This is a genomic window from uncultured Pontibacter sp., from assembly GCF_947492645.1.
Lineage (GTDB): Bacteria > Bacteroidota > Bacteroidia > Cytophagales > Hymenobacteraceae > Pontibacter.
Genome location: NZ_CANLMZ010000003.1, coordinates 237,753 through 261,968 on the forward strand (window position 1 = coordinate 237,753; position 24,216 = coordinate 261,968).

Here is a 24,216-nt window from a genome sequence, read left to right on the forward strand (position 1 = left end):
GAAACATGATTACTTCTGAACAAGGAACAAAAACCGCGGCAACTTTTCTGGACGAGAACTTTCTTTTAGAAACAGAAACTGCCCGTAAGTTATACCATGAGCATGCTAAGCACATGCCCATCATCGATTACCATTGCCACCTGTCGCCGGAGGATATTGCCAACGACAGAAAATTCAAGAACCTGACGCAGATCTGGCTGGAAGGCGACCACTACAAGTGGCGTGCCATGCGCACCAACGGTATACCGGAACGCTTCTGCACCGGCGATGCACCAGACTTTGAGAAATTCGAGAAATGGGCTGAAACGGTACCTTATACCATGCGCAACCCATTATACCATTGGACGCACATGGAACTGAAAAAGCCATTCGGAATAGAGAAGATTCTGAAGCCTGAGTCAGCGCGTGAAATTTATGACGCCTGCTCAGAAATGCTGCAGACAGACGAATTTAGTGTGAGAGGAATTCTGCGCAAAATGAATGTCGAGATTATCTGCACCACCGACGATCCTATTGATAGCCTGGAGCATCACCAAAAGATAAAAGCTGACGGTTTTGAGGTAAAGGTACTGCCTACTTTCCGTGCTGATAAAGTTGTTTTTATTGACAACGAGGAAGTTTTCCTGCCATACCTGCAAAAGCTGGCAGCAGCATCAGGCGTGGAGATTAATAATTACAGTAGCTTAGTGGAGGCGATTAAGCAACGGCACGATTTCTTCCACGAGAACGGTTGCCGCTTATCAGACCATGGCCTGGAGACAATTTATACTGCCGAGTATACTTCCGAAGAGGTGAACGCCATTTTTGAGAAGGCGCTTAACAAGCAAGCCCTTACTAAAGAAGAAGCGCTAAAGTATAAATCGGCAATGCTGGTGGAGCTGGCGCTGCTGGATCATTCTAAAAACTGGACACAGCAGTTCCACCTGGGTGCGCTGCGCAACAACAACACCCGCATGATGCGCGAGCTTGGACCTGATACAGGTTTTGACTCAATCGGTGATTTTGATGTGGCCAGCTCGTTGGCTAAGTTCATGGACAGGCTGGATAACTCAGACCAGTTAGCAAAAACTATACTTTACAACCTGAACCCAAGCCAGAACGAACTGTATGCCACCATGATTGGCAACTTTAACGATGGCAGCACGCCAGGCAAAATACAGTACGGCTCTGCCTGGTGGTTCCTGGACCAAAAAGACGGCATGGAGCGCCAGATGAACGCGCTATCAAACATGGGCTTGCTAAGCCGCTTTGTAGGTATGCTTACCGATTCACGCAGCTTCCTCTCCTACCCTCGCCACGAGTATTTCAGAAGAATTCTGTGCAACTTGATAGGCAATGACGTGGAAAATGGTGAACTGCCGGCAAGCGAAATGAAGTGGCTGGGCCAGATGGTGGAGAATATCTGCTATAATAATGCTAAATCATACTTTAACTTCTAAGATGGCACATAAAGTAGTAACCTTCGGAGAAGTGATGATGCGATTGTCTACGCCTGGCTTTGCCCGCTTTATTCAATCAGATGCTTTTGATGTAACCTATGGCGGCGGCGAGGCTAATGTTGCCGTGTCGCTGGCCCAGTTTGGCGTGGGTGCTGCCCACGTAACCCGCTTTCCGGACAATGAGCTTGGGCGTTCTGCCTCTAACCTGATGCGCAAGTATGGCGTGGATACACAGCATATTGTGTATGGCGGTAATCGTTTGGGTTTATACTTTCTGGAGACTGGTGCCAGCGTAAGAGCCAGCAAAGTAATTTACGACCGCGCAGGTTCGGCCTTTGCCGACCTTGACGTGGATATGATAGACTGGGAACGCGCTTTAGAGGGAGCCAACTGGTTTCATTGGACAGGCATCACGCCAGCCATCTCTGAGGGTGCGGCGGCCAGTTGCAAAAGAGCCATCGAGGTAGCAAATAGCATGGGCATTACAGTTTCTGCCGACATTAACTACCGCAAGAACCTGTGGCAGTATGGCAAAAAAGCCAGCGAAGTGATGCCAGACCTAATTGCCGGTTGCGACATTATTGTGTCGGGCAAAAGCGATGCGAAAGACATTCTGAACATCAAGTCGAAAGAAAGTGAAGACGAAGCATCTTACATTGATGTATTCAGCCAGATAATGGAGCGCTTCCCAAAGGTAAAAAAGGTTATAAACACTACCCGCGGAAGTATAAGCGCCTCGCATAACACCTTATCAGGCATGCTTTATAACGGCAAGCAGCTACTCACCACCACCACCTACGATATAAACCCGATTATAGACAGAATTGGGGGCGGAGACGCGTTTATGGCGGGCTTCATTTATGGCATGCTCCAGTTTGATGATGACCAACGGGCAATTGATTTTGGAGTAGCTGCCTCTGTACTAAAACATACTATACTGGAAGATGCAAACCTGGCAACAGTAGCAGAAGTGGAAATGCTGCTAAACGGAGACACTTCCGGAAGGCTGCAGCGCTAACGTATAAACCACCACTACAATGACAAAAAAAGAAGACGCACTACAGGCTATACTACAGCAAGGTTTACTTCCCCTTTTCTTTTACCAGGATGCAGAAGTAAGCCTTGAGATTGTAAAGACACTTTACAGCGCAGGTATAAAAACACTAGAGTACACCAACCGTGGTGCCGCTGCTCTAGATAACTTTACTTACCTTAAAGCTGAGTTGAAAACGGCTTGCCCTGACCTGCAGTTAGGCATCGGCACAATTAAAACAACCGAAGAAGCGAACAGCTTTCTTAAGGCTGGCGCTGATTACATTGTTTGCCCTATCGTGAACCCGGCTGTAGGAGACCTGGTACGCGAGGCAGATATGCTTTGGATACCAGGCTGCTTCACTCCTACTGAGGTACATGTGGCACAGCAGCACCATGCCGCTTTAATCAAGATTTTCCCTGCTAACATTCTGGGGCCAGCTTTTATTTCATCTATCAAAGAGTTGTTTCCGGGCCAGCTGTTTATACCGACTGGTGGCGTGGAGATCGATAAAGTAAATATCAGCACCTGGTTCAAGGCTGGCGTTTGTGCAGTAGGCATGGGATCAAAACTGATAAGTAAAGACGTTTTGGCAGGTCAGCAGTACGATCAACTTTATACCTTAACACAAGAAGCCCTGGCCCTGGTGCAGGAATGCAGAACAAATTAATTGCCTGATATACACCTTTACAGGCACAACTATACGACTAAACCTAAGGCATGCTCTGCCAAAAGCGTGCAACTAACCTTAACTCAGTAAGCTCATGTTTGCTACCAAATTTAAAAAAGCACTCTTAGGCCTGACAGCATTTGCAGTTATACTCTCTATGCAATCATGCCAGCAAATATCCGATACCAAAGAAATTAAGCTAGGCCACGCCCTCGAAACAACGCACCCCGTGCACCTGGCCATGGTGGAGCTTGCTAAAAGAGTAGAACAAAAATCAGCTGGCAAGCTTGTGGTAGACATTTACCCAAACGCCCAGTTGGGTAGCGAACGCGAATGCGTGGAGCTGTTGCAGATCGGTAGCCTGGGAATGACCAAAGTATCCGCAGCTGTCATGGAGAGTTTCTCCCCTAACTTTAAGGTGCTTAGCTTGCCATACATTTTTAAGGACAAAGCACACTACTACAATGTACTGGAAGGCGAAGTTGGCGCACAATTACTTACCGAAGGAGAGAAATACTGGCTTCGCGGCCTTTGCTACTACGATGCCGGCAGCAGAAGCTTTTATACGACCAACAGGCAGATTAACGAACCAAAAGATTTAAAGGGACTTAAAATTCGGGTGCAGGCGAGCCCTACTGCCATTGGCATGGTAAAGAGCTTTGGCGGAGCCGCTACGCCAACATCATGGGGAGAGCTTTACACAGCCCTACAGCAAGGCGTTGTTGATGGTGCAGAGAACAACACACCAAGCTTTTACCTGTCGCACCACTACGAAGTATCCAAATACTATTCTCTAAACGAGCATACCATGGTTCCTGACATTCTGCTTATCAGCAGCAAAGTATGGGAAAGCCTGAACCCGCAGGAGCAGAAGTGGCTACAGGAAGCCGTGGACGAGTCGGCGGTAGTGCAGCGCGAATTGTGGCAGGAGGCCGAACAACATGCATTGGCAGAGATCAAAAAAGCTGGTGTAATTGTAACCACTCCAGATAAAGAGCCTTTTGCAAAGCTTGTTGAGCCACTTTACGAAAGCTACAAAAGCGAGCCGGAGGTTTACTCTCTGATCCAGCGCATCAAGAACACAGGTAGCCAGCTAAGCAAAAAGTAATTATCCTTAACAACCCGTTTATGAAGCTTAGAAATACTATTGATAAAGCCTTATACATCCTGCTGGTTATACTTATGTCTGCGATGGTGCTTAATGTACTGTGGCAGGTAGCCTCCAGGTATGTCCTTAAATCCCCGAGCTCCTATACCGATGAACTTGCCCGCTTTCTGCTGATTTGGGTAGGATTGTTAGGTGCAAGCTATGTAGCCAGTAAGCGGCTGCACCTGGCCATCGATATACTTCCGTCAAAACTGGAAGGTGCAAAACAGGCACGGCTTAACATCCTGATAAATGTTATCGTGGCCTTGTTTGCTTTTTTTGCCATGGTATGGGGTGGGTTAAAGCTGGTTTACATTACGCTTACCCTGGAGCAAACTTCTGCTGCCTTAAATGTACCCCTTGGCTACATCTATGCTGCAATTCCGCTCAGCGGAATTCTGATCGTGTACTACAGCATCGCCAACCTGTTCAGTAAGCCAGACCCCGTTATAGAGGAAAGCAAAGAGGCCTATTAACCAACCATCAAAACAAGCTAACAACATACTGATCCCGAATACGACTAACCTTTAACTTATGGAGTTTCTTGAAGTAATTGTGCTGGTTCTCAGCTTTGTAGTGCTGCTCATACTAGGCGTCCCCATCGCCTTCTCGATTGGTGTTTCCGCTTTGCTGACGATGCTGGTGAGCATTGCCCCTGATGCCGCCTTTACAACTATGGCACAGCGCATGGCCACAAGCCTGGATAGCTTTGCGCTGCTGGCGATCCCGTTCTTTATACTTGCCGGCCAGTTTATGAACCGGGGCGGCATTGCCTCCAGGCTAATTGATTTTGCAAAGGCGCTTGTGGGCACCTTGCCAGGGGGCTTAGCCTACGTAAATATTATTGCCTGTATGCTTTTCGGGGCTATCTCTGGCTCTGCAGTAGCAGCAGCATCTGCCATTGGCGGTATTATGAGTCCGCGCATGGTAAAAGAGGGTTACTCCAGGCCATTTAGTGCTGCGGTAAACATCACTTCTGCCACAACCGGCATGATCATTCCTCCCAGCAACATTCTTATTGTTTACTCCCTTGCCAGCGGCGGCGTATCTATTGCAGCTTTGTTTGTGGCGGGCTATGTACCTGGTATCCTTTTAGGGCTTTCTTTGATGCTGGTTGCAGGCTTTATTGCTTACAAGCAAGGCTACCCTGTAGGCGACAGAACGTCTATAAAAGAAGTGATCAAGAAGTTTTTTGATGCTTTGCCTAGCCTGCTGCTGTTAGTAGTAGTGATTGGAGGTATTATAGCCGGGATTTTTACGGCAACAGAAGCATCGGCCATTGCTGTGTTTTATACTTTTATACTTTCGATAGTAGTATACCGCCAGATCAAACTTGCAAATTTACCCGAGATATTAATTCAGACTGTAATCACCACCTCCATTGTAATGATCCTGATCGGTACATCAATGGGAATGTCGTGGGTAATGTCTTTTGAGAATATACCACAGGGCGTGAGTGAGGCTTTGTTATCCATCAGCGACAACAAAATTGTAGTGCTCATTATCATTAACCTCATCCTGCTGTTCGTGGGTATCTTTATGGATATGACGCCTGCAGTACTTATTTTCACTCCTATTTTCTTGCCAGTAGTTACAGCATTAGGAGTAGACCCTGTTCATTTTGGTATTATGATGGTGCTTAACCTCTGCATTGGTTTATGCACTCCGCCGGTAGGCTCTGTGTTGTTTGTGGGTTGTGGGGTGGCTAACATAAGTATAAGCAAAGTAATAAAGCCGCTAGTGCCGCTGTTCATCGCTATGGTGGTTGCCTTGCTGCTTGTTACCTATATACCTGCTCTTAGCCTATGGTTGCCAGGAATATTTGGTTTGTAATATTTTTCACACATCATAAATAAAAAGAGCCTCTTTGCAGAGGCTCTTTTTATTTATGATACAGTTTTAGAGTTCTTATCTACCAAAGTCATCCTGCACGCGCACAATGTCTTCTTCGTCAGAGGGCTTGTCAGCATCAGTATGGCGCCATATCTCCGCTAAAACGCCCCATTCGCTTAATCCAACCAAACGGTGACGCTCGCCCTGCTTCAGGGTGATCAGGGCTTCCGGAGCAAGCTTTTGAAGCTCGCCTTCTTCGTCGGTGTCGCTGGTTACAACGCCTACTTCGCCCTTAAGCACCTTCCAAATCTCGGCACGGCGGTGGTGGTATTGCCAGGACAGTCTTTTGTCTGGAGCCACAATTAGTATTTTGGGACTCAGTTTACCTGCGATCTTCAAATCCTCAACAGGCATTTGGTTAAAGTATGTTTCAGCAAATCTTGGGGCCTGCTCTTCTTCTATCACAAAAAAGCCACCCCAGGGCCTGCTTAAATCCTTCTTCTCAATTTTAAAACCTAAGTTGGCAAGTTCTTTCTCAACTTCGCTAAAAAGCGTTTGCTTATCTTCTACTAAACTCATCATAGTAAGGGTGTTTAAGGGTAATGTATATGCTAGTGCTTAAGCGTGTTTAATATTTATCTTCTGAGCTGTAAATGCGGGTTTCAGAAACGGCCACTACTGTACGTATGTATAGCGTTACCAACATCTGAACTAACTCATCTTGCCTTCTTAAGCAAAAATTTAACAGGCGCTTAAGTTAAAGTAGTACTTGCTCTTAAAAGATTAAGTTACTACAAAATTAATCAACTGATATAAAATATCCATGCTTATTTTACGAATATGCCACAGCGCCATAACATGCAGAAACGATCAACTGAGGAAGCTTCGTCTAAGTGCCCTATCGCAGTCTTCTGTTTGTGCCCTGGATAATAAGCAAAAAAGCCTTACAAGTATAAACTGTTGAGGCAAACACCAACCGGGCTTTCAGGTCAGTTGTAAGAATTAGATATGCCAGAAGCACCGCAACTACTATCTAAGTTAAGTATTGATTCAGATGCAAAACAGCCGCAGCGGGAGAATAAACTACTATTCTCCCGCTGCGGCTGTTAAGACATGCGGTGTACGTACTTTTTACTGGGGCTAAGCAGCAAAGTATGTTTTACTTCACTCTGTTTAGCACAGCAGGCAAAGGCTTAAGATTAATTATACTTAGACTTCTTAGCTTTGCGAAGCAGGGCACGGCGATGTGATTTAGCAAGCCTCCTTTTCTTTTCAACTACTTTGTAGTAGTCATCTTTGCTACTTTTTTTCAAAAATGTGAATACGCCTGCTTTAGATGTAGCAGCAGCGCTGTTATACTTGTTCACTACTTCTCCGTCAGCAGTATGCGCAGAAGAAGCAAAAGGGAATAAAAGGATTGCAACAAGCAGTAATAATACAAGATTTTTAAAGGGCTTCATAAGGGTTAGCTATATAGTTTTATATAAATTATATTATATATCCTATAACTAATCTTCAATACAAAGGTTGCATTAAATAATACTTATTTTATATATTTTTGTATATAAATATAATACAACACAATTTATAGCTTAGATAAGCCCATATTAGTGTAATTAAATTACTACATAAGATACTATTACCAGTATAAATCTGAGCGCAGGACCCATAACAAATTGTAATTTACTGAGCGGCTAACAATAGCCCCAAGGCAGACACAAAGGGATATTTTACAATATCACCAGGCAAATAGATTGTTAGTGCAAAAGGTACAGAAACCTACTAACATAATTCATTTTAGAAAGTAGCAGGCAAAGGGTAGCATGTACAGTAAAGCAGGCGCTTGACCAATGTTTAACCTGGTAAATAAAAAAGGGCTTCTACGCATCGTAAAAGCCCTTTTTTTGGGGTGTTGTGGAGATGCAGGGATTCGAACCCTGGTCCAGACAAGGAAACCGTCGTGCCTTCTACATGTTTAGGTTTATTCGGATTGTCGGGAGCTTGCTAGTATAAACCAAACTAATGCGCACTCCTTAGATGCTTAATTTCGCCTATGCACCACACCTTTACACAGACTAGTAAATCGGATCGAAGCCTCTGATGTGCAAGCAGATTCACGAAACCTGCACGAGACTATGGCTAGTGCTTAATACCTAGATTAAGCAGCCATGGCGTAGTTATATTCGCCAGTTATTGTTCGAACGGATTTTTAACAGGTGGTACGTTCATCACCCGACATGCTTACACGCAATCTGCACAAGCTGTCAATTCCGGTCATCCCCATTAAGTAAAAGAACGAATTCTTAGTATTTATACTTCAAGAAGTATGCCACAAATGTATAAAATTTGCAGCACACTTCCATCCGCTTATCAGATTAATAACACTTAAATAGCGTAGCAGGTTTCAATAATTTAACGTTTCGTCTGCATATTCCTACTCCAATCCAGCATGGTAGTATACAATTCGTCCATACTTATCTTAGGGTTAGCTTTGTACAGCGAGAGCAGTTTCTGGTTAAAGGCACCGAACCTTACAAAGCCCCTGAGCTGCCCCATCTGGTGCTCCATAATAGGAATAAAGATAGCGTTGTCTTCTGCTGAGAATTTATCTAGGCAGTAAAGTGAGTAGATGCTCCAGGTCATGTATTCGTTAAACACATTGTAGGGCGATGCATAGGCGCTGGTCCCGGTACTTTCTGCTACCCATTTTGCTCTGTCTGCAAAAGCTTCGTTTATCTGATGCAGATATTTATCCGACGTTGGGTTCACAAAATTATGGTCGATCTCGGTAAACACCACGCGCGAGTTACGCATCTCGTTTACCTGCTGGTTATACTTCGGATTCAGGTCGGCGCGTCGCACATACATAACAGTCTGCTCAAACCCCTTGTCCTTGTAGCTCATAGTGGAATGCGCTCCCCCGATAAGCGGCGAGAAAGTAACACGGTAATTGCCATACTTAAATTTAAACTTATCTTCCAGCCATTCTTGCTGGTGGTTAATTGGGTTTAACGTATGGTAGGTCTTAATCAGATCGTTGTAGTATGGCTGGTGCTGCCTGTAAAACTCTCTGAACCCAGATTTCCTGGCAAAATCTTCAATCAGCGTCAGGTTGGCAACAATTGGGTCATCCTGGTTATCAAAACCCATTTTACGGATAATGCCCTCATTTTTGATGTTGCCCTTTTTATCGAATACGTAGGCGCAAGCATTCATTTTCATGGCATAGTAGTACCAGTAGCTCTCGTTATCAAATGGTTTAACGATGTGCTTGTTTACCACCTCCATCACCGGGTGATCTTTGTAAGGCGAGAAATGAGCCATTACTTCTTTATAGTAGGGCGTTGTCATATCTACCATGTTGGAGTCTTGTTGCCCTACTTTAGAGATAGCCACTAGTATGTTTGCCAGCTCATGCACTTCCGGCACCTCTACGCTAAACTTGCCCTGGTGCTCACGGATATACCGCTTTGTAAAGTTCGCGTTTTTGGGCACGCCTACAATCTCTGTCAGCGCTTTTTCTTTGCCAGTTTGCTGCACATAAAACCGAATGGTATCGCCCAGCTTTACCTTGAAGGTAATCGAATCTACGTCAGTCACGAAGGCTACTTTGTTTACCCTCTGCTTACACTCCACCTGCAGCCTGTCGGGTTTTTGTTCTGGTGCTATTTTCCAGCCGGGGTTTCTGTCGGTATCGTTCAGGACGTAAGTAATGCTTTCTACATTCGATTTTATACTTGGCAGCTCTTTTACTTTCTGCGCATACCCTACTGATGCGCCACCAGCCAGCAGCAACGCCAACGTGTACTTTTGCAAGCTTTTCATTCTGTTTTATTTTATGTTTAGAGTTTCTATTTAGCGGCTAGTTTCTGTTCTTTAAGGTGCTTCAGGGCGCGGTCCAGCACAGGGTCTTTTTTCTGGATGTAATCCTGCAGCGTCATTTTCACTTCAACATCAGGTTTTACACCGTAGCCCACAAACTCGCGTCCATCCGGGTAAGTATCTTTTTTGGTGCAGATGCGCGCGTTTCCGCCCCCAGGCAAATCAAACATAAAAGGCTGGCCGGTACTACCAAAAGAGTTCTCGCCAATCTTTGTCATGTGTTTCTGGTTATCAGCGTAAATCAGGAAATCTTCTGCAGCTGAGGCAGTTTTATGACCGATAAGTATGGCAGTTGGCACCACCAGCTTCTCGTGCCGGCTCACTTCATTTCTGGCAGGGCTGTAATCGAATGTGTGGGTAAGCTTATCCTGGTAAGCCTTAAGTGATGTTGCAGCCCACACATCGTTAGCAGTATCTTTAGGCTCAGTAAACACACCCCAGGCCTTAAAGCTTGCCAAATGCTTGCGTGTAGCGTTTTTAGAGCCGTACAGTAGCGTATCCGGGCTCAGGTAACTCAGTATCTGCACACCTATTCCTGTAGAGCCTCCGCCATTATTGCGCAGGTCCACGATCAGCGATTTTGCCTTACGCAGCTCCGGTAATTTCTCCAGGAACATTTCGTTTATCTTAGGGTCGTGGAAGCCGTTAAGCGCCAGGTAAGCCGTTTGGTTCGGGTACCACTTCAGCTCCAACAGCTCCCGCTGCTCTAAAGCCGGGTATACTTCCTGCTCGGTGGTTTTAGCGTGTGTAAGCGTCAGCTCTTTTAGCTTGCCTTTCGGGGTTCTATACTTTATAGTATACTTCTCTCCTTTCAAGCCTTTCAGCATTGTACTTACGGCTCTGTCCATCAGCACATAATCCGTAGACGAGGCAATGTAAGGCATCACCTGCTTTTTAAGGTAATCTGCTGTTGGCTGGCCGTTTACTTCTATAATCTCGCTCCCTACCGGCACCTCATCTTTTATACTTAGGTTGGTTCGGGTAATAATGGCCTTGTTATCGATATTGGTCAGGTAAATTCTATACTTGCCAAACATATCGTTGTACAGCAGAGAGTCTATACTTTTAGGCATGTAAATGTTGGTGTGCCCATCGGCCAGCGAAGCGCAAAGTTTCTGCAACTCGCGGTAATACTCGTAGTCGTTCTGTGTGTGCTGTACTTTCGTGATTGCTTGGCGATAGTCGTTTTCCCATTTGGCACGGTCCACTTTATCTAAATACACAAAGTTGTAGTTTACTTCCTGCCAGAATTTAGACAAGCCGTATACTTTGTCGGCAGCAGAAATAGTGTTAGGAATTTGGGCATTCGCGGCAACGGCCAGCAGCAGCAACAATGGTAAAAATAGCTTTTTCATAGTTTTATTTTATACTTGTATTTATTCTGTCCTGAGGGATGTTACTGGGTTAGCTACTGCCGTTTTAACTGCATGGAAGCTTAGCGTGATCAGGGTAATGATGAACGTAACTATAAAAGCCGAAGCAAATATCCACCAGCTCAGGTTAGTGCGCTCTACATAGTTTTCGAGCCAACCGCTCATAAAGTACCAGCCCAGGGGCAACGCTATCAGGTTGGCAATCAGCACCAGCTTCAGGAAGTCTTTAGAAAGCATGTACACTATACTTGCCACCGATGCCCCCAGCACTTTGCGGATGCCAATTTCTTTTGTGCGCTGCTCTGCGGTAAACAACGCCAGCCCAAACAAGCCCAGGCAGGAGATAAAGATGGCAATACCGGCAAAGTATTTGGTTAGTTGGCCCAGCACGGCTTCGCTCTTATACATTCGCTCAAAGTCCTCGTCCAGGAAGTGATATTCAAAGGGGAAAGCCGGGTTATGTTTTCTCACGATTTGCTCTACTGCGGCCAGCACATCAGCCATTTTACCTGGCGCAACACGGGCATAAAGTGCATTTTGGTTTGTCTCCTGAAGGCGCAGAATAAGCGGCTGCATGGTGCTGTGCATGGAGCGTGAATGGAAGTCGTTTGTTACCCCGATGATGTGGCCTTTGATGTTCCAGATCTGTATAGGCTGGCCGACAGGATCCTGTAGTTGCATCAGGCGGGCAGCTTCTTCGTTTATGATAAAGGCAGAGGTATCAGTACCAAAATCCTCTGAAAAGTCGCGGCCTTCTTTCATCTGTATGCCCATGGTTTCAGTATACTTGTAATCCACGGTCATCATCCCGAACAACACATTTGCGTTAGGATCCTTGCCTTTCCATTTTACATCACCCGTAGAGTTGCCTATATCAAGTGGGTTTTGGTCTGATGCCGATAAAGCGAGAATTCCGGGCGTGTTAAGCAGGTCGCGCTTCAGTACCTCATATTTCTTTTTAAGATCACCTTCCAGGGGCATGTACAGCACGTTTTCGCGGTTCAGGCCTATGTTTTTATTTCGGATGTGATGTAACTGCAGGTATACTACCAGCGTGCTGATGATGAGCAAGCCGGAAAGTATAAACTGGAACACCACCAACCCTTTTCTGAAAACAGATATGCGCTTGCTCACTTTGCCTGTACCTTTCAGCACCACCACCGGATTGAAAGACGACAGAAAGAAAGCCGGGTAGCTGCCTGAAAGTATACCTGTAACCAAGGCCACACCCAGCAACATTGCCAGCAACCAGGGATCACTCAAATCAAACTCTATAAACTTACCTGTCAGTTCGTTAAAGTGCGGCAACAACACACCCGTCAGGTTAAGCGATACAAACAACGCCAGAAAGGCCACTAAAACCGACTCTACCATAAACTGCTTGATAAGCGACGATTTATTTGCCCCGATGGCCTTGCGCACCCCTACTTCCTTGGCACGTTTGGCAGAGCGCGCCGTAGCCAGGTTCATGAAGTTGATACAGGCAATTACAAGTATAAAAATGGCTATAACCGAGAACAAACGTACTGTTTCAATTCTTCCGCTGCCTACTTTGCCCCCTTTAAACTCGTCGTACAGGTACATATCGCCAACCGGCTGCAGAAACAGTTCTATGTTCGTGTCTTTGCTGTACTTTTTTACGTGGTCTTTAATTTTTACATTGAAGGTGGCAAGATCAGTACCCGGTTGCAGTTGCACAAACGTGCGGATGCCATTGTTATCCCAGGTCTTAAGCCAATGGCCATCCGGATGGTTAATCAAATCCTGCAGGGGCAGCACCCAATCAAACTGCATCGATGAGTTTTTTGGTGCATCTTTCATTACACCGGTTACTTTGTAGCTGTCCGTGTTATCTACCTTAAATACCTTACCAACCGCATCGGCAGCAGAACCAAAGAATTGCTCGGCTACTTTTTCAGAGATAACTATGGAGTTAGGATTTGCCAGCACCTGCTTTGCATCGCCGTGCAACAACGGGAAAGAGAACATTTCGAAGAAAGCAGCATCGGTATAGCGGCCACCCACTTTCAGCGCCTTATCCTCGTGCGTCAACAGCTTTTTCCACTCCCAGGTAGAGCTACGCTCTGCGTGCTTAATCTCCGGAAAGTCTTTCTCCAGCGCTTCGGCCAGCGGCCCTGGTGTAGCACTAGTTGTCAGGTTATCAGAGCCGGGGTAACTCTGCACTTCCATTAACCGGTACAGGTTGCCGGTGTCTTCGTGAAAGCGGTCGAAGCTCAACTCGTCCCGCACCCACAATAGTATAAGTATACTGCACGTCATTCCCAGCGCCAGCCCCGACACGTTGATCAGGGAAAAGATCTTGTGGCGCATCAGGTTGCGGTAAGCCATTTTGAAGTAGTTCTTAATCATAGTCTTGGAAATTTATCGGCACGGGTATAAAATCTTATTTTTGAACAGAAGCAAGTATAACCAACCAGCTATATAAGTACCCTAGAAATTAAAGTGCCAATTTTAAAAACCATTAATTATCAAACAATTGCGGCAAATACAATTTTAAGACTGTACGCTTCTGATACACATTTTAAGAGAACAACTGTGCGGTAGCGTTACAGGATTTACACCTGCTGGAACAGCCAAATTGTACTGTAGCAATTTTAAAGCAGCAACCGCAGACCAGAAGTATAGCGCAGCGCTTAGAACAAGTATAAAACTCCAGATAAATTATTTACATTCGGGTATCAGAACCAGAATTGCTTGTACTATGGCCACAGGAAAAACCGGCAGAGTTTTAGTAGTTGACGACGAAACCGATGTGCTATTCGCGCTGAAAATGCTGCTCAAAACTGAAGTAAAGGAAGTGGTTACGGAAAAGAACCCGGACAACCTTTTAAGTCTGCTGTCGAGGGAGAAGTTTGATGCCATTCTGCTGGACATGAACTTTAAAAGCGCCCTGAACACCGGCAACGAAGGCCTGTACTGGCTGCGCCAGATTCTGGACAAAGACAAAGATGCCACCGTTATACTTATCACGGCTTACGGTGATGTTGAGTTGGCTGTAAAATCCTTAAAACAAGGCGCCTACGACTTTATAGTAAAGCCCTGGCACAACGACAAATTACTGGAAACGCTGCACAACGCGCTGCAGGCAAAAGCACAAAAAACCGGCAAAAAAGCAATTGCAACAACAGCCGGGCATACTGCTATACTTGGTACCTCCGATGCCTTGCAGGATATACTTTATAAAATAGAGAAAATTGCCCCCACCGAAGCAAACGTGCTTATACTTGGCGAGAATGGAACAGGCAAAGAACTGGTGGCCCGCGCCCTGCACGAAAAATCCTTTAGGGCCGGCAAGCCTTTTGTAAGTATAGATGTAGCCGCCCTCACCGACTCGTTGTTTGAAAGTGAGCTGTTCGGGTATAAAAAAGGAGCTTTTACCGATGCCAAAGAAGACCGCAAAGGCCGCTTTGAGGCTGCGCAGGGTGGCACCTTGTTTTTAGACGAAATCGGCAATATTTCGCCGGCCATGCAGGCTAAGCTGCTAACGGTGCTACAAAACAGGCAGGTAACGCCACTAGGCTCTAACACTCCTGTACCGGTAGATATAAGATTGATATCGGCTACAAACGAACCTATTTACGAACTGGCAGCCAAAAACCTGTTCCGTAAAGACCTTATTTATCGCATCAATACGGTAGAAATTACGCTGCCCCCACTACGCCAGCGCTTCGGCGATATAGAACTGCTGGCAAGGCATTTTGCTGCTGTCTACGCCCAGAAAAACCATAAACCCGTACCTGAACTTGCGCCTGCCACTTTGCAAAAGCTTAACCAACACAGCTGGCCAGGCAACGTGCGCGAACTGCAGCATGCCGTAGAACGTGCCATTATATTGGCAGAAGGCAATGTGCTGCAACCACAGGATTTCAGTTTTTCGGCTATGGAAATACCACCCGCTGCACAAGCCATACCTGCCTTTGCCGCAGACACAAGCATGCCGCTAAGCGAGATAGAGCGTGAAACCATACGCCGCGTGATCGAGAAAAACAAAGGCAATATTTCTAAAGCAGCCAAAGAACTAGGCCTTACCCGCACCGCCCTTTACCGCCGCCTGAACAAGTATGATATCTAAGCGACTGGAGCTCGGGCTATTTGTCCGGTTTATACTTTTACTGGCCATGATGTATATCACGCTGGAGTACCTGGTGCAGTACACCTGGCTGCAGGTAACGTCAGGTATACTCATCATGCTGGCACAAGTATGGGAAATGGCGCGTTACGTAACCCGAAGCAACAACGAGCTGGCAAAGTTTCTGGAGGCCGTAAAGCAACGCGACTTCTCACAGCGCTTCAACGAGAACTCAAACTCATCGGTACAGCAGCTGCACCACGCCTTTAACCTGATCAACGATACCTTCAAGCAACTGCACATAGAGCGCGAAGCACAGTTCCAGTACATGCAAACCATACTGCAGTTGGTAGATACCGGCATTATGGCTGTGGATATTGAAACCGGCGAAGTGGAGTGGGTAAACGATGCCTTTAAGAAAATGCTGGGTGTGCCTTACCTCAAAAGTATAAACAGCCTGCAAACCCGCTACCCCACCCTGCCCGAGTCGCTGCAAAGTATAAAATCAGGAGAAAGTGTACTTGTAAAGCTAAAGCTGCCTGCTGGCCAGTCGCAGTTGCTGGTTACAGCCACAGCCTTTAGCATGCAACACCGCGACCTGCTGCTGATCGCTTTAAAAAATGTGAGCGCCACCGTGGATGCCACCGAAACCGAAGCCTGGCAAAAGCTGCTCCGCGTGATGACGCATGAGATTATGAACTCGGTAGCTCCCATTGCCTCGCTGGCCGATACACTTGGCAAGCACCTGCACCAGGAACGCGAACGCTATACTTCTGAGCCGGAAACGCCTGTTGATCTGGAGCTGTTGGAAGACACCGAAGAAGGAATCGGGATTATTAAAAAGCGCAGCGAAGGACTGCTTCGGTTCACGCAGTTTTACCGCAACCTGAACAAGTCGCAGCAGCTAAACCTAACCACTATTTACGTGCAGGAGCTTTTTAAAAGTATAGAAGCCCTGATGCGACCGCGGCTAGAGGAACAAGGAATAGCGTTCATCTGCAAAACATCATCTCCGGATTTAACTATAACCGGCGATGTAAACCTGCTGGAACAAGTACTTATCAACCTAATCACGAATGCGCAACGTGCCGTCCGGGAAAACCCGAATCCCCAAATTATACTCATAGCCAAACTACAGGACGGTAAGGTAACCCTGGAGCTGCACGACAACGGCACCGGCATTCCGGAAGAACTGCTGGAAAACATATTTATACCTTTCTTCACATCGCATAAAGATGGCTCCGGCATTGGCTTGAGCTTATCTAAACATATCATGCATCTGCACAAGGGTAGTATACAAGTAGAAAGCGAGGTAGGTGCAGGCAGTACATTCAAACTGGTTTTTTAATTCGCTGATACTGCAGCACTTTCGTTTTGTTAACCTCACAAACACAACACACCCAACTTAAACTTAAATTTATCTTTATAATTATAGATTATCCAAAGTTAGATATAGACAAAATCTATAAACATAACTTATTAAGATAGAGTATACCGGTATAGTCAACTTATCAATCATCAACCGGTATCGCGATATGAACGAAAACAAGAAGTACCGAACTGCCAACTCCGGCAATGGCCAAAAGGGCAAAGAAAACGGCAAAGGCAGCCTGCTAACCACCCGTCAGGGACACCCTGTCACCGACAACCAAAACATCAGAACAGTAGGAAACCGTGGCCCGGCCACTATGGAGAACTACCACTTCATTGAAAAAATATCGCACTTCGACAGGGAGCGTGTGCCGGAGCGCGTGGTGCATGCCCGTGGAGCCGGTGCACATGGTGTGTTTCAGGCATATGGCATGGTAGGCAACGACCCTATAGAAAAGTATACCAGAGCCAAAGTTTTTAAGAAAGGTAAAGAGACGCCAACGTTTGTGCGTTTTTCTACGGTAGGCCATGGCACGCACTCACCGGAAACCCTGCGCGACCCGCGTGGCTTTGCCGTTAAGTTTTATACCGAAGACGGTAACTGGGACCTTGTAGGCAATAACCTGAAAATCTTCTTCATCCGCGATGCCATGAAGTTTCCGGACCTGATCCACTCACAGAAGCCGGACCCGGTAACAAACATACAAAGCGCCGAACGTATTTTCGATTTCTTCTCGGGCACGCCGGAAGCTACGCACATGATCACGTTCCTGTACTCGCCGTGGGGCATACCTGCCAATTACCGCCAGATGCAGGGCTCCGGTGTAAACACCTACAAGTGGGTAAACGCCGACGGAGAGGCTGTGCTGGTGAAATACCATTGGGAGCCAATGAAGCAGGGCATCCGAAACCTTACCCAGAAAGAAGCGCAGGAAATACAGGGCAAAAACTTTAACCACGCCACCCAGGACCTGTATGAAGCCATTGAGCGCGGCGACTTTCCGGAGTGGGAACTTAATGTGCAGATCATGAGCGATGATGACCACCCGGAACTGGACTTTGACCCGCTGGATGATACGAAGCTATGGCCTAAGGAGCAATTCCCGTGGTACCCGGTTGGTAAGATGACCCTGAACCGTAACCCTGTGGATTACTTTAACGAGGTAGAATTATCGGCCTTTGGTACTGGTGTGCTGGTGGATGGACTTGATTTCTCGGATGACAAGATGCTACAGGGCCGTACATTCTCCTACTCTGATACGCAACGCTACCGCGTAGGCGCCAACTACCTGCAGTTGCCGATCAACGCGCCTAAAACGCATGTGGCAACCAACCAGCGTGGCGGCCAGATGGCTTTCAACACCGATTTTGCTGAAGGTCAGAACATCCATGTAAACTACGAGCCATCTATACTTGGCGGCCTGGAAGAGTCTCCGAAGCCAGGCAAAGATTATATGCCGCGCTACGAGGCAAACCTGGTACGCCAGGCAATAGAGCGTGCCAATCCGTTTAAGCAAGCCGGCGAAACCTACCGCAACTTTGAGGACTGGGAGCGCGACGAACTGATAAATAACCTGGGCAACGACCTGGCAAAATGCGACCCGCGCATCCAGGAGAAGATGCTGAGCCATTTTACCCAAGCCGATGAGGACTACGGGCGTCGTGTAAAAGAGAGCATAGAGCGTGCAACCAAAGAGCTGATGAAAATGAAGCACGAAAAAATTGCGGGTACCGATGGCCCATCAGGCAATATTACCGGCGAAGAAGGTGTGGAACAGGCACAGAGCGAATCGCATTCTGCAAAGCCATATTAACGTAAATCAGTAATTTTTATACTTACTACAACAAGGGCAGTTGCTGTTAGCAGCTGCCCTTGTTGCTTTTTATACTTTTAATGCCGATTCCATGCAATCAAAATAGCCTATTAGATTACTGTAAATGGCAGCATTTATACTGATAACAACAAACTATATAGGCTTATTCAATTATTTACTTTGATTATGAAATAAATAACTACGGAAATGCTTATTTTGGAGCTGCGTTAGGCTAAAGCCCTTTATGAAAAAGCATTACCGATCTGATAAAAGCTGTCTTAATTGCGGCACAACCGTTACTGATAAATTTTGCCCGAGCTGCGGACAGGAGAACCTGGAACTGCATGAGGATTTCGTGCACCTGGTGCTGCATAGTGTGGGCCACTATTTCCACTTCGAGTCAAAGTTTTTTAACAGCATCGTGCCGCTTTTCACAAAGCCCGGCTTCCTGACCAAGGAGTATTTTGCTGGCAAACGTGCCTCGCATCTTAACCCGATCAGCATGTACATTTTTATCAGCATCCTGTTCTTCTTCCTTTTTACGGCTAACTCCAACAGCAACAAAAAAGATATTATAGAGGAAAATGCTGCGTCAAAAGAGGCGTTAACCCAGGAAGAGGCTGAAGAGATAAGAACGGAGGTAAGTAACTCCATATCTCCTAAGGCAGGAGACTATACTTATACTATACTTAACAATGCGCAGGTAATTACAGATAGCGCTGGCAGCCAAAACGCTGCAATTGTGCCCGCCACACCTGCAGCAAATACAGCTAAAGCAGACAAAGACAAATACTCTATCAATATTGGGGGCGATAATCCCGTAACAAACTCGTTACAGGCTAAATTCAGGCAAGTGTTGGACGATGACCTGAGCAGCGAGCTTTTCAAAAATAAGCTGGTAAGCCACCTGCCTAAAATGATGTTTATCTTGCTGCCCCTGTTTGCTTTAATCCTGAAGCTGGTTCACCGCAGGTCTAAAAAGTTTTACGCAGAACACCTGATTTACTCGATACATGTGCATTCGTTCCTTTTCCTGTTCGGTTCTATACTTATTGTATTAAAGTGGATTCTGCCGTTCATATCGGGCTGGATACAGTTTATCGGCTTTGTGATTATACTTTGGTACATCTACCGATCAATGCGAAACATTTACAGGAGCACGCGCTGGCGTACTGTTTACAAGTTTTTCCTGCTAGGTTTTGCTTATAGTATCCTGATGCTCCTTAGCGGTGTGATTGTGGTTATTGCCACGCTTTACACGATGTAAGGCACTACAAAAAGTAGCACCGAATAGCAACTGCCCGGAAGGGCTTTTCAGAAGATTTAAAGTATAAACTGAGCTTATTGGTCTGAGCCCAGAAGTTTGTCTTTTGCCCAGCTGACGGCACTAGACGCCTTATCAGCATACGTATTGATATCGTTTACTACATCTCCTACATGGTGCCTCTCCCAGAGCGAGCCGAACACTTTGCTGCGCGGCTTGTCTATGTCCAGTAGCTTTTTTGTGCTCTGAGCAGCTGCCGGGGCATCTTGCTTAAATCCTTTCACCTCGGTAAACACGTAATACTCTTTGTTTAGCAGCACATAAAACTGCTCTGATTTTGCAGGTCGTATCTGGTAAGCGGCCGAATCTATATCGGTATAGAAGGTAACTTTTTCGCTCTGCCCTGTTACCTGTATTTGCAGGGTGTTGGTTTTATATTCCGGTTTTATTGTCCAGAGGCCATTTATGAGCGTGCTGCCTATGCGCATACTTACTTTGCTTGAATTGGCTTTCAGGAGCGGGTATCCTTTATAGGCGCTTTGCCCAAAAACAGGGGTTAGCAGTAGGGTAAACAAAACAGCAATAGCAAAGGGCTTAAGTATTTTCATGGCTCGGGTAAACAAAAACAGACAAATAAATGCAAAGTGCTTATACTTTAGCTACATGGCTGTTATCAATATAATTTAGACATAGCAATTTAACATCTAAATATTAAATTATTAAAATCTAATACACTTTTATTCCTTTACCCGCTTTATTCTTATAGCAAATGGCCAGCAGGTAAAGCAAGTATAAAGTCAGCTTTTCACAGCTACGGTCCAAGTCCTTTGCACATCAAACCTGCCTAAGCAGTTTCAGATAACTTGCCTCCTACGTAAGGCTCGTGGCGAAAGTATAAACCCTCCAAGCATAAGCAATTATAAAATATAGCTGCACGAACGCAAAGAAATAAACATTAACCATTACCCTGTAGTGCCGTTCATACATTAAAAGTATAAACAACTATATAGCAAGAGCTTATACTTAGCAAAACGACCATGAGCGCACCAAAGCTACAACAACAGGTAACTGATATATTAGCCACAGCCGATGTTAATATTAACGGGCCCCGCCCATGGGATTTGCAGGTGCACGACAACCGCTTTTACAAGCGCATACTTTCTGAGGGTACTTTGGGCCTGGGCGAGTCTTACATGGATGGCTGGTGGGATTGCGAAAGTATAGACCAGTTTGTGTTTAAGGTGCTGCGGGCTGATTTGTATAAGCAGGCAAAATTAGGCTGGAGATCGGTGCTGCAGGTGCTGCTGGCTAAGTTGCTGAACATGCAGCCTAAAGGTAAAGCTGCCCGTAATGCCCAACGCCACTACGACATCGGCAATAAACTGTACCAACTGATGCTGGACAAGCGCTTGGTATACAGCTGCGCCTACTGGCAACAGGCAGACAACCTGGACCAGGCCCAGGAAAACAAGCTAGACCTGATCTGCCGCAAATTATACTTACAGCCGGGCCAGCGTGTACTCGATATTGGCTGCGGCTGGGGCAGTTTTGCCAAGTATGCCGCCCAAAAGTATGGCGCAGAAGTGGTTGGGGTAACAGTATCTAAAGAGCAGGCGGCACTTGCCCAGGAGTTGTGCGCAGACTTGCCCATAGAGATAAGGCTACAGGATTACCGCGATGTGAACGAGCAGTTCGACCATGTGGTGTCGGTGGGGATGGTGGAGCATGTAGGCTACCGCAACCACAGAACTTTTATGCAAACTGCTGCACGCTGCTTAAAAGATGATGGCCTTTTTTTGCTGCACACCATAGGCCACAATTTCTCCAAAACTTCCGCAGACCCATTTACGGATACGTACATTTTCCCGAATTGCCTGATACCCTCCATTAAACAAACAGGTGCTGCTATGGAGCATATTTTTAAGGTAGAAGACTGGCACAATTTCGGCCCATACTACGACCCTACCCTAATGGCTTGGTTCCGTAACTTCGACTGTAACTGGGAGCAACTTGAAGGCGAATACAGCATGCGCTTTTACCGGATGTGGAAGTACTACCTGCTTTCCAGCGCCGGCTCTTTCAGGGCGCGCAACAACCAATTATGGCAACTTGTGCTATCTAAAAAAGGAATTGTAGGGGGTTACGAAGCTGTAAGGTAAAGTCGGTTTAAGCATTTTATACTTTTAGTTACCTGCAGGCTTCAGCTTACCTTTATCTACGCCACCGGCAATCAGAAGCATAGGCCCAATTAGCGGAGCCAGAAAACGGCCATCCCAATCCGTATACGTTATCATGATCAAACCTGCATTCAGCAAAATAAAACTGCCTAGAAAAACGAAAAGGGCAGGCTGCTTTTGGATAAAGCCCCACACATTCCTGAACATCAAAGTATAAACTACTGCCAGGAAGCCGACAATGTATAAGTTGTGGCTGAGCGTATAATACGGCCGGACATCAGAAAACAGAAAAAAGAATTTTGCCAGCGCCAGCCTGAAAAAGTATAAAACATCTGCACTTATCAGCTCATACACCACACTTAGCGTGTAGTTGTCGTCCTCATACGTCAGATTATTATCCGGGCTGATTGTAAGGCCATTGTACCCGCATATTATCTCTCCGTTTAAGTACGACAGTTTAAAAAACTCCACGAAGGCAGCAATATTGGAATTAAGGAAAAACAAAAGGCCTACTGCAGCCACCCCCGTAGCCCCTATCAACAACTTGGCTACATACTTATTTGTGTGCCAGGCATACACTATAAAGTAAAGCACAAGCGAGCCAGCCAATAAAAAGCCATTCGGCCGGAGCAACACCGTAAAAACCAGCAAGGGCAGCACCGCCAGCAACAATAATTTTTTAGCGTTGCTTTTGTAGAGCAGGTATGCAAAAATCAGGATGCAGCTTATAAAAAGCGACTCTGTCAGGATGTAGGTGTTCCATAGCTGCACCTGGTAACTTGTACCAAACAAAAATGCGATAACAAAAGCACGTGCCAGGCTTCCACTTAGCTCAAAAACAGCCTGAAACAGACAGTAAAGGGCAGCAAAAGCCACAATTACCTGCAGCAGCACAACGGCTGCATAACCTGTGCCTGAAACATGGGCTAAAAAAATAACCACACAGTAAGCCGCGTACCAATTTACATATCCGCCTGGCCATACCCCTGCCTCCAGCTCTTTGGCAAACCAGATGTAACGGGTAGAGTCGTACATTATCTTCACGCCAAACTTATAGTGCAAAAGCACCTGGACCAGCAAAAAAGAGAGGCCCAGCACAAGCAAACAATTACGCCTGGAGAGTAGCATGTTACGGTTTTGCAGCAAGTAAGCAGGTAATGCTTTCAAGGGATAGCAGGTTTTTGTAAATAAGACTACAAGTATACTTTTTTTGCTGCACTTACCGGCTTCTTTTCTTTTGTGCGTGCTGCAACTCACCAGAAGCTTCTATATTTGTAGTAGTGCAATAGTATGCTTGCCAACACCCAGTTATGTATAAAGGTAAAAAAGTTGTAGTTGTAATGCCTGCTTACAATGCAGAAAAAACGCTGGCACAAACCCACAGCGAACTGGACTTTACAATTATAGATGACCTTATACTTGTTGATGATAACAGCACCGACCAGACCGCTAAGATAGCCGCCAGGTTAGGAATAAAGCACTTTATCAGGCACGACTACAACAAAGGCTACGGAGGCAACCAGAAAACCTGCTACGACAAGGCCTTAAGCTTAGGCGGCGACATTGTTGTGATGCTGCACCCGGACTATCAATACTCGCCTAAACTTATACCCACTTTGGTAACTTATATTAGCAGCGGGCTTTACGATGCGGTTTTTGCGTCGCGCATATTGGGTAAAGGCGCTCTAAGAGGAGGAATGCCGCTATACAAATACATTGCAAACAGGGCATTAACTTTTATTCAGAATATCCTGATGGGGCAAAAACTGTCTGAGTACCATACCGGTTACAGGGCTTACTCAAGAGAGGTGCTGGAGTCGGTTAACTACCATGCAAATTCAGACGACTTTATTTTTGATAACGAGATCGTTGCGCAGATTTTTGCGAGAGGCTACGAAATTGCCGAGATCACGTGCCCTACAAGGTACAACGGCGACAGTTCTTCTATCGGTTTTTTTAAAAGTGTAAAGTATGGGGTTGGTGTCCTGAATGTGTCGATCAGGTACTTTTTGCATAAAAACCGCCTACTTACCTGGAGTAAACTAACAGCTTAATTTTGCATTAATGCGTGACGCCTTTTCTGCAGCCAAGTATAGCGGCAAATCCTGATCTAAGGTGCAGTA

At 46.0% G+C, this 24,216-nt stretch carries 19 protein-coding genes and 1 other RNA gene; 12 read left to right on the forward strand and 8 right to left on the reverse strand.

What is annotated here, in order from left to right; translation table 11 throughout:
• The first annotated feature begins 5 nt into the window (after positions 1-5).
• The 6 genes from uxaC to Q1A23_RS03895 all read left to right on the forward strand — a co-directional run bounded on the left by uxaC (position 6) and on the right by Q1A23_RS03895 (position 6,122).
• Entirely contained in the window at positions 6-1,439 is a 1,434-nt protein-coding gene (gene uxaC, locus Q1A23_RS03870) for a glucuronate isomerase (RefSeq protein ID WP_299819724.1), read from the forward strand.
• Position 1,440: 1 nt separating this feature from the next.
• Positions 1,441-2,457, forward strand: a complete 1,017-nt coding sequence (locus tag Q1A23_RS03875) for a sugar kinase (protein WP_299819727.1) — start codon at positions 1,441-1,443, stop codon at positions 2,455-2,457.
• A gap of 19 nt (positions 2,458-2,476) precedes the next feature.
• Positions 2,477-3,142: a bifunctional 4-hydroxy-2-oxoglutarate aldolase/2-dehydro-3-deoxy-phosphogluconate aldolase gene (locus Q1A23_RS03880; protein ID WP_299819730.1), complete on the forward strand. Its 666-nt coding sequence runs from the start codon at positions 2,477-2,479 to the stop codon at positions 3,140-3,142.
• Between the two features lie 94 nt (positions 3,143-3,236).
• Positions 3,237-4,250, forward strand: a complete 1,014-nt coding sequence (locus tag Q1A23_RS03885) for a TRAP transporter substrate-binding protein (RefSeq protein WP_299819732.1) — start codon at positions 3,237-3,239, stop codon at positions 4,248-4,250.
• Positions 4,251-4,270: 20 nt separating this feature from the next.
• Positions 4,271-4,765, forward strand: coding sequence for a TRAP transporter small permease (locus tag Q1A23_RS03890; RefSeq protein WP_299819733.1), 495 nt, complete (start codon positions 4,271-4,273; stop codon positions 4,763-4,765).
• Positions 4,766-4,823: 58 nt separating this feature from the next.
• On the forward strand, positions 4,824-6,122 hold the full coding sequence (locus tag Q1A23_RS03895; protein ID WP_299819736.1) for a TRAP transporter large permease: 1,299 nt from the start codon (positions 4,824-4,826) through the stop codon (positions 6,120-6,122).
• Positions 6,123-6,197: 75 nt separating this feature from the next.
• Here Q1A23_RS03895 and Q1A23_RS03900 read toward each other — a convergent pair whose 3' ends face one another.
• From Q1A23_RS03900 to Q1A23_RS03925, 6 genes are all read right to left on the reverse strand, one after another.
• Positions 6,198-6,704: a phosphoheptose isomerase gene (locus Q1A23_RS03900; protein ID WP_299819739.1), complete on the reverse strand. Its 507-nt coding sequence runs from the start codon at positions 6,702-6,704 to the stop codon at positions 6,198-6,200.
• A gap of 617 nt (positions 6,705-7,321) precedes the next feature.
• Positions 7,322-7,582: a hypothetical protein gene (locus tag Q1A23_RS03905; RefSeq protein WP_299819742.1), complete on the reverse strand. Its 261-nt coding sequence runs from the start codon at positions 7,580-7,582 to the stop codon at positions 7,322-7,324.
• 452 nt (positions 7,583-8,034) lie between these two features.
• Positions 8,035-8,404: a transfer-messenger RNA gene (gene ssrA, locus Q1A23_RS03910) on the reverse strand.
• A 130-nt stretch (positions 8,405-8,534) separates the two neighbouring features.
• Positions 8,535-9,947 (reverse strand): DUF4932 domain-containing protein, encoded by a 1,413-nt coding sequence (locus Q1A23_RS03915; protein ID WP_299819744.1) that lies wholly within the window; start codon positions 9,945-9,947, stop codon positions 8,535-8,537.
• Between the two features lie 26 nt (positions 9,948-9,973).
• Positions 9,974-11,359, reverse strand: coding sequence for a S41 family peptidase (locus Q1A23_RS03920; RefSeq protein WP_299819747.1), 1,386 nt, complete (start codon positions 11,357-11,359; stop codon positions 9,974-9,976).
• A gap of 21 nt (positions 11,360-11,380) precedes the next feature.
• Entirely contained in the window at positions 11,381-13,747 is a 2,367-nt protein-coding gene (locus tag Q1A23_RS03925; protein WP_299819750.1) for an ABC transporter permease, read from the reverse strand.
• Between the two features lie 352 nt (positions 13,748-14,099).
• Between Q1A23_RS03925 and Q1A23_RS03930 the strand changes: the two genes are divergently transcribed.
• The 4 genes from Q1A23_RS03930 to Q1A23_RS03945 all read left to right on the forward strand — a co-directional run bounded on the left by Q1A23_RS03930 (position 14,100) and on the right by Q1A23_RS03945 (position 19,919).
• Positions 14,100-15,470, forward strand: a complete 1,371-nt coding sequence (locus Q1A23_RS03930) for a sigma-54 dependent transcriptional regulator (RefSeq protein WP_299819753.1) — start codon at positions 14,100-14,102, stop codon at positions 15,468-15,470.
• Positions 15,460-16,815, forward strand: coding sequence for an ATP-binding protein (locus Q1A23_RS03935; protein ID WP_299819755.1), 1,356 nt, complete (start codon positions 15,460-15,462; stop codon positions 16,813-16,815). The genes Q1A23_RS03930 and Q1A23_RS03935 overlap by 11 nt, the downstream gene beginning before the upstream one ends.
• Positions 16,816-17,002: 187 nt before the next feature.
• Positions 17,003-18,652: a catalase gene (locus Q1A23_RS03940; RefSeq protein WP_363322024.1), complete on the forward strand. Its 1,650-nt coding sequence runs from the start codon at positions 17,003-17,005 to the stop codon at positions 18,650-18,652.
• Positions 18,653-18,896: 244 nt separating this feature from the next.
• Positions 18,897-19,919, forward strand: a complete 1,023-nt coding sequence (locus tag Q1A23_RS03945) for a DUF3667 domain-containing protein (protein ID WP_299819757.1) — start codon at positions 18,897-18,899, stop codon at positions 19,917-19,919.
• 74 nt (positions 19,920-19,993) lie between these two features.
• Here the strand turns inward: Q1A23_RS03945 and Q1A23_RS03950 are convergent, their stop codons facing one another.
• Positions 19,994-20,524: a hypothetical protein gene (locus Q1A23_RS03950; RefSeq protein WP_299819759.1), complete on the reverse strand. Its 531-nt coding sequence runs from the start codon at positions 20,522-20,524 to the stop codon at positions 19,994-19,996.
• A gap of 429 nt (positions 20,525-20,953) precedes the next feature.
• Between Q1A23_RS03950 and cfa the strand changes: the two genes are divergently transcribed.
• A complete protein-coding gene (gene cfa, locus Q1A23_RS03955) occupies positions 20,954-22,075 on the forward strand; it encodes a cyclopropane fatty acyl phospholipid synthase (RefSeq protein ID WP_299819761.1) in 1,122 nt (373 codons plus the stop codon).
• Positions 22,076-22,099: 24 nt separating this feature from the next.
• Here cfa and Q1A23_RS03960 read toward each other — a convergent pair whose 3' ends face one another.
• Positions 22,100-23,260 carry a hypothetical protein gene (locus Q1A23_RS03960; RefSeq protein ID WP_299819763.1) on the reverse strand — a complete coding sequence of 387 codons (1,161 nt, stop codon included), beginning with the start codon at positions 23,258-23,260 and terminating at the stop codon, positions 22,100-22,102.
• A 143-nt stretch (positions 23,261-23,403) separates the two neighbouring features.
• Between Q1A23_RS03960 and Q1A23_RS03965 the strand changes: the two genes are divergently transcribed.
• Positions 23,404-24,147, forward strand: a complete 744-nt coding sequence (locus Q1A23_RS03965; RefSeq protein WP_299819766.1) for a glycosyltransferase family 2 protein — start codon at positions 23,404-23,406, stop codon at positions 24,145-24,147.
• Positions 24,148-24,216: the final 69 nt, after the last annotated feature.